At 63.7% G+C, this 7,919-nt stretch carries 9 protein-coding genes; 2 read left to right on the forward strand and 7 right to left on the reverse strand.

Translation table 11 applies throughout. The features are described from left to right. Positions 1-292 (forward strand): hypothetical protein (locus HC022_RS28785; RefSeq protein ID WP_217703996.1); only part of this gene is annotated, 292 nt, incomplete at its 5' end. 60 nt (positions 293-352) lie between these two features. On the opposite strand, the gene HC022_RS14595 is transcribed toward HC022_RS28785, so the two are convergent. From HC022_RS14595 to HC022_RS14625, 7 genes are all read right to left on the reverse strand, one after another. Beyond that, a complete protein-coding gene (locus tag HC022_RS14595; RefSeq protein ID WP_167452935.1) occupies positions 353-1,504 on the reverse strand; it encodes an iron-containing alcohol dehydrogenase in 1,152 nt (383 codons plus the stop codon). A 1-nt stretch (position 1,505) separates the two neighbouring features. Further along, on the reverse strand, positions 1,506-2,237 hold the full coding sequence (locus tag HC022_RS14600) for an amino acid ABC transporter ATP-binding protein (RefSeq protein WP_089964197.1): 732 nt from the start codon (positions 2,235-2,237) through the stop codon (positions 1,506-1,508). Between the two features lie 18 nt (positions 2,238-2,255). Next, complete coding sequence (locus tag HC022_RS14605) at positions 2,256-2,951, reverse strand: amino acid ABC transporter permease (RefSeq protein ID WP_008887375.1); 696 nt, start codon at positions 2,949-2,951, stop codon at positions 2,256-2,258. Positions 2,952-3,049: 98 nt separating this feature from the next. Then, complete coding sequence (locus tag HC022_RS14610; protein ID WP_175583581.1) at positions 3,050-3,883, reverse strand: transporter substrate-binding domain-containing protein; 834 nt, start codon at positions 3,881-3,883, stop codon at positions 3,050-3,052. 121 nt (positions 3,884-4,004) lie between these two features. Next, complete coding sequence (locus HC022_RS14615; RefSeq protein ID WP_217703998.1) at positions 4,005-5,480, reverse strand: aldehyde dehydrogenase; 1,476 nt, start codon at positions 5,478-5,480, stop codon at positions 4,005-4,007. After that, positions 5,477-6,289, reverse strand: coding sequence for an alpha/beta fold hydrolase (locus tag HC022_RS14620; RefSeq protein ID WP_167452937.1), 813 nt, complete (start codon positions 6,287-6,289; stop codon positions 5,477-5,479). The genes HC022_RS14615 and HC022_RS14620 overlap by 4 nt, the downstream gene beginning before the upstream one ends. Beyond that, positions 6,261-6,863, reverse strand: a complete 603-nt coding sequence (locus tag HC022_RS14625; RefSeq protein ID WP_008887413.1) for an amino acid synthesis family protein — start codon at positions 6,861-6,863, stop codon at positions 6,261-6,263. Before HC022_RS14625 ends, HC022_RS14620 begins: the two co-directional genes overlap by 29 nt. Before the next feature lie 106 nt (positions 6,864-6,969). On the opposite strand from HC022_RS14625, the gene HC022_RS14630 reads away from it, so the two are divergent. After that, on the forward strand, positions 6,970-7,653 hold the full coding sequence (locus HC022_RS14630; RefSeq protein WP_040384827.1) for a GntR family transcriptional regulator: 684 nt from the start codon (positions 6,970-6,972) through the stop codon (positions 7,651-7,653). Positions 7,654-7,919 lie beyond the last annotated feature (266 nt).

A 7,919-nucleotide genomic window follows, 5' to 3' on the forward strand; every position in this document is an offset into this window, starting at 1 on the left:
CCGAAGATCGACGATGACCGCCAGCCTCGCGATCAGCTACGCTCGCGGCTTCCTACACCACGCCGCGGGGCACTATCCGGACTGTCCGGATGAAACGCTCAAAGAACGTTCATTCCTCGTTCGACATCAGGTCTCGTGCCAAGCGGGTCTCCATCGCAGATATCAGCTTGAATTACGCTTGCCGCGCAGTGTGAATCTCTTTTGTCAACACGCCCTAGCAGTTGGCGCCTGGCCAGCGGTTCACTGCTTCACCAGTGGTTTAAAACTGAACGTGCAAAAGCAGCCGAGCTGAGGGTCTAGGTGCTGTGTGAAGGCGGCCGGTATTCAGTGCGTATGGATCATAGACTTTTTATCAGGAGATCGCGTCATTCTTGAGGAATCTGAGGTAGAGATCGGAAATTTGGGCTTCATCGGCTCGGCGGAGATTGTTGTCTGGTGTCCCAGAAGCGATTGCCTGACGCGCCATTTCGGGGATGGCGGCTCTGAAGGTTTCCTGTGAAATCCCCAGTGACGCTAGGCTTGGTACTTCCAGGCGAGCGTTTAGGACTTTCAGCGCGTCGATCAGCGCAGCCGGGTCCTCGGCCAGACCCATCGCCTTGGCAGCGCGGCCGTAGGCTTGCGGAGCGGACACGGCGGACCACTCGGTCACCAGTGGCATGAGCATTGCATTGGACATGCCGTGGGGCACGTGGAAAGCAGCCCCGATGGGACGGCTCATGCCGTGGATCAGCGCAGTCGAGGTATGCGAAACGGCCATGCCGGCAAGGCAGGCACCCAGTAGCATGTCGGAGCGCGCCGCATGATCCCCGGGGACGCGGGCGGCAGTTTCCAGGCTCTTGCCGATCAGCTGCATGGCCTGCGTTGCCAGCCCGTCGGAGTAGGGTGTGGCATTGCGATTGACCAGCGCTTCCAGCGCATGGGAGAGCGCATCGAGACCGCTGTCTACCGTGACCCGGTAGGGGCAGCTCAGCGTCAGCTCGACATCGAGAAGGGCCACTTTCGGTTGCAGCGACGAACCAAGCAGCAACAGCTTTTCATGGGTCGTGGCGTCGGTGATCACCGCCGCCCGTGTCACCTCGGATCCTGTGCCGGCGGTGGTCGGCACGCAGAGGATAGGCAGCGCGGGCAGGTCAACGATGCGGGGCACCGAGAGCGCGCGGAGGCTGTCAGCCTGGACGCTGAGCAGTGCCACGGCCTTGGCAACATCCATAGCGCTGCCGCCACCGATGCCCACGACGCAATCCGCGTCGACCGAGCGGGCGATCTGGACCGCGTCCATGGCTTCGGCATCGGTCGGATCGGGCGAGAAGGCAGAGAATATCTGCGGCGTCATGCCCGCGTCGCGCAGCCCGGACAGCATCTTGTCCGCAAGACCCAGCTGGTGGACGACGGGGTCGACCACCACCAGCGGGCGCCTGCTGCCGAGGTCGGCGAGGATGGGGCCGGCCTCGGCGCTGATGCCGGGGGCCATTCGGACATCGCCGGTTGTCAGGATACGCATCATGTCAGTGGTCCAGGATCTTCGAGAGGAATTCGACGGCGCGCTGGCTCTTGGGGGAGGCAAAGAACTCGTCCTTGGGGGTGTCCTCGACCACCTCGCCGCCATCCATGAAGACGACGCGGTCGGCGACCTTGCGGGCAAAGCCCATCTCGTGGGTCACGACCATCATGGTCATGCCTTCCTTGGCCAGCTCGACCATAACGTCCAGAACCTCGGTGATCATCTCGGGATCAAGGGCCGAAGTGGGCTCGTCGAAGAGCATGGCGATCGGATCCATGGCAAGGGCGCGGGCGATGGCGATACGCTGCTGCTGGCCGCCTGACAGCTGGATCGGGTACTTGCGGGCATGGTCGGACATGCCGACGCGCTCCAGCAGGGCTGCGGTCTTGGCTTCGGCCTCGGCCTGGGTGCGGCCCAGAACACGGGTCTGGCCGATGCAGATGTTCTCCGTCACCGTCATGTGCGGGAACAGGTCAAAGTGCTGGAAAACCATCCCCACATGAGAGCGCAGCTTGGGCAGATTGGTCCTTGGTCCGGTCACCTCCATGTCCTTGACAGAGATGCGACCGCCCTGGACCGGCTCTAGCCCGTTGACGCATTTGATCAGTGTGGACTTGCCCGAGCCCGAGGGGCCGCAGATCACCACCACCTCACCGGGCGAGACGGTCAGCGAGCAGGACTTGAGGACCTGGAAATTCTTGCCGTACCATTTGTCGACATCTTCGAGAACGATCATCGGTTGCATGGTCTCTCCTCAGCGTTGTTCGGCCGCATCGGCCTTGATGTCGTAGCCACGACCGAAGTGCCGTTCGATCCGGCGCTGGATCAGGTCCCAGGCGGTGGTCATCAGCAGGTAGTAGAGGGCGGCGACAACGAAGAGTTCCAGCACCATGAACTTCTCCTGGATCAGGACCTGGGTGCGGCGCAGCAGCTCTTCCATTGAGATGATGGAGGCGATGGAGGTGGTCTTGAGGCAGCCGTTCACCGAATTGCCGAGGGGCGGGATGATGATCCGGGCGGCCTGCGGGGCTATGACGTAGCGCATCATCTGCACATCGGTCATGCCGACGGCACGGGCGGCGTTGCTCTGGCCCTTGGGGACCGAGCTGATGCCTGAACGGATGATTTCGGAGAGGTACGCGGCCTCGTTCATCACCAGGCCGATCAGGGTGGCTTCGAGCACGCTGAACTTGATGCCGATCTGGGGCAGGCCCGTGTAGATGATGATCAGCTGCACCAGCAGAGGCGTGCCGCGGATCAGCCATGTATAGAAGTAGGCGATATTGCTGAGAACCCGGAAGGGGCTCATCCTCATCAGCGCCACGACACAGCCGGCGACGACGCCAAGGGTCATTGATGCAATGGTCAGACCCAGCGTCACGGCTGCGCCCTCAAGAATGTATGTGTTGGTCAGGTACTCGAAGAACCCGTCCCAGTTCCAACCTTTCACGATCGTCTCCTCGTGAGCTGATGCGCTTGCTGCGCCGGAGAGGGCAGACGCCGCCGCAGAGGCAGCGGCGCCGATTCACATGTGTCAGAGGCGGCCGATCAGAGGCCGGGGCCCTTCAGCTCAATGCTGCCGTCACCGGCCTGTCCGACGCCGTAGCGCGCCATCAGCTCGGGCAGCCAGCCGTCGGCGTTCATCTCCTGCATGACCTTGGTCACGGGGGCGGCGATGTCGGTGCTGCCGAAGGCCAGCGAGCCAGGCGTGGCGTAGAGGCCTGCCAGAGCATGGGCGAATTCGCCGCTTTCGCTGTAGAGCTTGGCAACCGGATCGATCGAGACAGCCGCTTCGACCTGACCGGCGCGTAGTGCCTGATAGACCGTCGCATAGTTGTCGAAGAGTGCGATGTCGATCTGCTCAAGGCCCTTCTCGGCGAAGTCCTTGTTCAGCTCACGCATCTTGGCTTCCGCGTAGCCGCCGATGTCGGTGCTGACGCGCTTGCCGGCCAAGTCCTCGACGGTCTTGATCGAGTCGTCGCCCGTCGCGGTCGAGATCGAGATGGCGAGATTCTCGTAAGGAATCATGTACATGATCTCGAGGCGGGCGGGAGTGACAAAGAGCCCGGCATCGATCACGTCCCAGCGACCGCCCTGGAGGCCGGGCACCATGGTCGCGTATTCGGTCGAGATGAAGTCGGGCTCAAGGCAGAGACGCTTGGCGACTTCGACGCCTAGTTCGACGCGCAAACCCTTCAGCGTGCCGTCGGATTCAGCGTAGGCCATCGGCGGCAGGGTCGGACTGACCGCCATGGTCAACTTGCCTTCCTCGGTCAGCAGGGAGGCGTCGATGGTGGTTTCGCAATCCTGTGCGGCAGCGGCGGCGGCAAGGCCCATCGAGGTCAGCACGGCCAGGGCAAGGGTACGGGGAGTTCGGATCATTGTCATATTCCTGTTGGTTTGAAGCTGGTTCTCATTCTTCTGGCGAACTCTGTTCGTTTCGGAAGGGGGTGTTTCCGGTCAGTAATCTCCTTTTCCAAGCGGTCAGACTTCTTCGGTAAGCTCAACGCATCACGAAGGGGTCGGGGATGGGGGCGTCGCTGGTGCGCAGCCAGACGGTCTTGATTTTGGTGTAGTCGAGCGCGGCAGCCAGCCCGCCCTCGCGGCCGTGTCCCGACAGGCCGTGCCCGCCAAAGGGGGCCATGGGGCTGACAGCGCGGTAGGTGTTCACCCAGACCACCCCGGCGCGGATGCCGCGGATCATACGGTGCGCCCGCGTCAGGTCCCGCGTGAAGACGCCCGAAGCCAGGCCGTAGTCCGTGTCGTTGGCCAGGCGAAGCGCGTCGGACTCGGTGTCGAAACCCTGTGCGGACAGGACAGGAGCGAAGAATTCCTCGGTCAGGCAAGGGGCGTCGGGGGCCTCGGTGCAATCCAGGACGGTGGGCGGGAAGTAGTAGCCGGTGCCGTCGATCGGCTTGCCGCCCGTGACCAGTGTCGCCCCGGCCGCGACCGAGCGGTCGCAGAGCGCGGCGGCGTTGTCGCGCTGACGTGCGGTGCAGAGCGGTCCGACCTCGGTCGCCATGTCCTCCGGGTCGCCGATAACAATCTTCTCGGCCTTATGGCGCAGCCGTTCCAGGAGTTCGGCGCGGATCGAGTTCTGCACGAGCAGCCGGGAGCCCGCGACGCAACTTTGACCGCTGGCGGCGAAGATACCCGAGATCTGAGCGTTCACGGCACTGTCCAGATCGGCATCTTCGAAGACGATGAAGGGCGATTTGCCCCCCAGCTCAAGCGAAGTCGAGGCCAGGTTCTGGGCCGAGTTGCGCAAGATTTGGCGCCCCGCCTCGGGTCCGCCGGTGAAGGCGACGTGGTCAATGTCGGGGTGACTGGTAAGAATGGCGCCGCAATCGGGGCCGAAGCCGGTGATCACGTTCAGCACGCCAGCCGGGAAGCCTGCCTGATCGAAGATCCGGGCGAATTCCAGCATCGGTGCTGGGCCATCTTCCGAGGCCTTCAACACCATGGTGCATCCTGCGGCCAGGGCGGGCCCGATCTTCACTGCCGACAGGAACAGCTGAGAGTTCCACGGCACGACAGCAGCCACGACGCCAAGTGGCTCGCGGCGCAGCCAGACCTCCATGTCAGGCTTGTCGATCGGAAGATGCGCCCCCTCGATCTTGTCGGCAAGGCCAGCATAGTAGCGGTAATACTCGGCGACATAGGCGATCTGGGCGCCAGTCTCGCGGATGATCTTGCCGGTGTCACGGGTTTCCAGCTCGGCCAGGCAGGAGGCGTTCTGTTCGATCAGATCGGCGAGGCGCAGCAGCAGCTTGCCGCGCTGTCCGGCGGTCAGCCCGGCCCATTCGGCACCATGGAAGGCGCGGCGGGCGGCGGCGACGGCCTCGTTGACCTCGGCGGCGCGGGCCTCGGGCATCCGCGCCCAGGGCTGTCCGGTCGCTGGGTCGAGGCTGTCGAAACTGGCGGCGGCATCGCGGAAGCTGCCGTCGATATAGAGCTGGAAGGCGGGCAGTGTGCTCATGAGGTGACCTCGACGGTACTGGGGGTTTCCATCCAGTCGATCAGTGCTTGGCTGACGCGATCCGGGGCGGTCAGATTCACCATGTGGCGGTGCCCCTCGATGACCAGCGCACGCCCCTCTGGGGTGGCATCGGCCATGGCGCGCGCCATGGCGGGGGTCGAGTTCGGATCTTGGTCGCCGGTCAGGGCAAGCAGCGGGCAGCGGATCGCGGCGAAGCGGTCGGCATAGATGTCGTCGCCGCGGGAGAAGGCACCGTAGGCGGTGGCATAGCCCCGGGGTGAGACCTCGGCCAGCCAGCCCGCGACGCTTTCGCGGGCGGTAAGGTGACCGCGATCCTCGCCGAACCAGCGCAGCAGTGGTGCTGCGATATCGACATCACCTGCATGCAGTTCGGCGGCACGGGCCTCGACGGCGGCACGGGCCTCTGGACTGCGCCGGAAGACGCCGTTCAGCAGGGCCACGCGGGCGACCTTTTCGGAGTGGGTGACGGCATAGCCGCCGGCGATCAGGGCACCCATCGAATGGCCGGCCAGGCTGACCAGGCCGAGACCCAGCGCGCCGAGCGCGCGGTCCAGCCAGGCCACGAAGTCGGGCAGTTCGGCATCGACGGCCAGCGGGCTGCTGCCGCCATGGCCGGGCATGTCCAGCGCCAGCACTCGGCAGCGCCGCGACAGGGCGGGAAACTGTGGTGCCCAGGCGGCGGACTGCATGCCAACGCCATGTATCAGGACCAGCGGCGCGCCCTCTCCCGCCTCGCGGTAGGACAGCCGGGTGCCGTCCTCAGACAGAGGCAGGGTTTTCAAGGTCATGCCCGAGTTCCTTCAGGTCCTGGTAGCGGTCGCCGATACGGTGATGCGGGCGGCCCCCGATGGAGGCGCCGAGGGCCACGACAATCTCGTCGGGGCCGGGAGCATCTGCCACCGAAAGCTGGATGGTCAGGTAGTGGCTGCGCCGGCCGCCGTCGTTCTTGTCCATCAGCGGAATTTGCAACGATGCATTGGCCGGGCCACGGGTGTTGGTGAAGGCCAGGTAGGACTTGGCTCCGACCGCTTCGCGGTAGTGGTTGCCGAAACGCAGGGTGTGGATCAGGCCAGAGGCGTGCTCGACCTCGCCGTTGACGCCGACGATGGCCGCCTTGCCGTAGCCTTCCACCTTGTCGCCGCCCCCGGCGGCCTCAAGCACCATTTCCGTCAGCAATGCGCCAAGGCCGGGCGCAGCATCGAGAATGGCAGGCCGCAGGTCTTCGACAAAACCCTGACCTGCCCATGGATTCCGGATCACCGCCACGGCGGCGATCATCTTCAGGGGCACGGGCGCGGCCTTTCCGCCTTCGATCCGTGTCGTTTCGACGTGCAGCAGGGTCTTTCGGATTTCAGCAGGCATTCAGGTCTCCAGTCCATGACGAATCGTCTGTCTGTAAGATGGAATACCGTAATACAATCGTACAAACAATCTTGTTGGGAGCAGCAGAGGCTGATATCCAGTGCGCATGTCAGAGATTGTGCTAAGCAGAATTGAGCAGCAGCCGACCACGCTGCGGGATGTTGTCTTGGAGAGGCTCCGGGACGCCATCATTGGTGGGGTCTTCAAGCCGGGCGACCGCCTGGTCGAAAGGGTGCTGTGCGAGCAACTTGGCGTCTCTCGTACGGTGGTGCGCGAGACATTGCGCTACCTCGATGCCGAGGGCCTGGTGACCCATGTCCCGAACCGTGGGCCGATGGTTGCGGAGATGAGTTGGGAGGATGCACAGCAGATTTACGACATCCGTCTGAAGCTTGAGACGGATGCCGCCATGGCTTGCGCACGCAACATGACGCCGGATCTGGAACGGCGGCTGAAAGTGGCCTTGGCCGATCTGCAGAGCGCCGGGCAAGATCAGGCCCCGGGCGCGCTATTCAAGGCTGCAACGAAATTCTATGCGCTGATCTTCGAGGGCGCTCAGCATAACATCGCATGGGAAATCGTGCAGAGGCTGAATGGCCGTATCTCTCGTCTGCGTATCCTGACCCTGACCAGTGACAATCGGGAAATTCCGGGGCCTGCGCATATGCAGGCGATCTGTACGGCGATTATCGGCCGCGATCCCGACGCTGCGCTCGCGGCCGTGACCGAGCACTTGCATGAGGCGAAGCTGATCGCCCGCCAGCTTCTATTGGACGACAAGTCGGTGTAATGGTGCGTGGGGCTGCCTGTCCCGAAGAAAGCCGTCGGAGGGCCATGGCCGTCGAAGCATCAGCATTGGGCCATGGACCGATCATACCATCCGCCTGTTGCGAAGGTCGGTTCCGGGCCGTGAGTGTCAGGCAGCAGGAGGTCGGAGGGACCATTCGGTTTACCTGTTTCAGCAGTTTCGCCACGGCATCTATCAGGGTGCTGAAATAGTCGGGCGAGCGGAATTGTTTTCCGTCTTGCTAGGCGTGATGGCGCGATCCTCCGGCC

Origin of the sequence: Salipiger sp. HF18 (assembly GCF_011806505.1) — a bacterium.
GTDB classification, from domain to species: Bacteria; Pseudomonadota; Alphaproteobacteria; order Rhodobacterales; family Rhodobacteraceae; genus Salipiger; species Salipiger thiooxidans.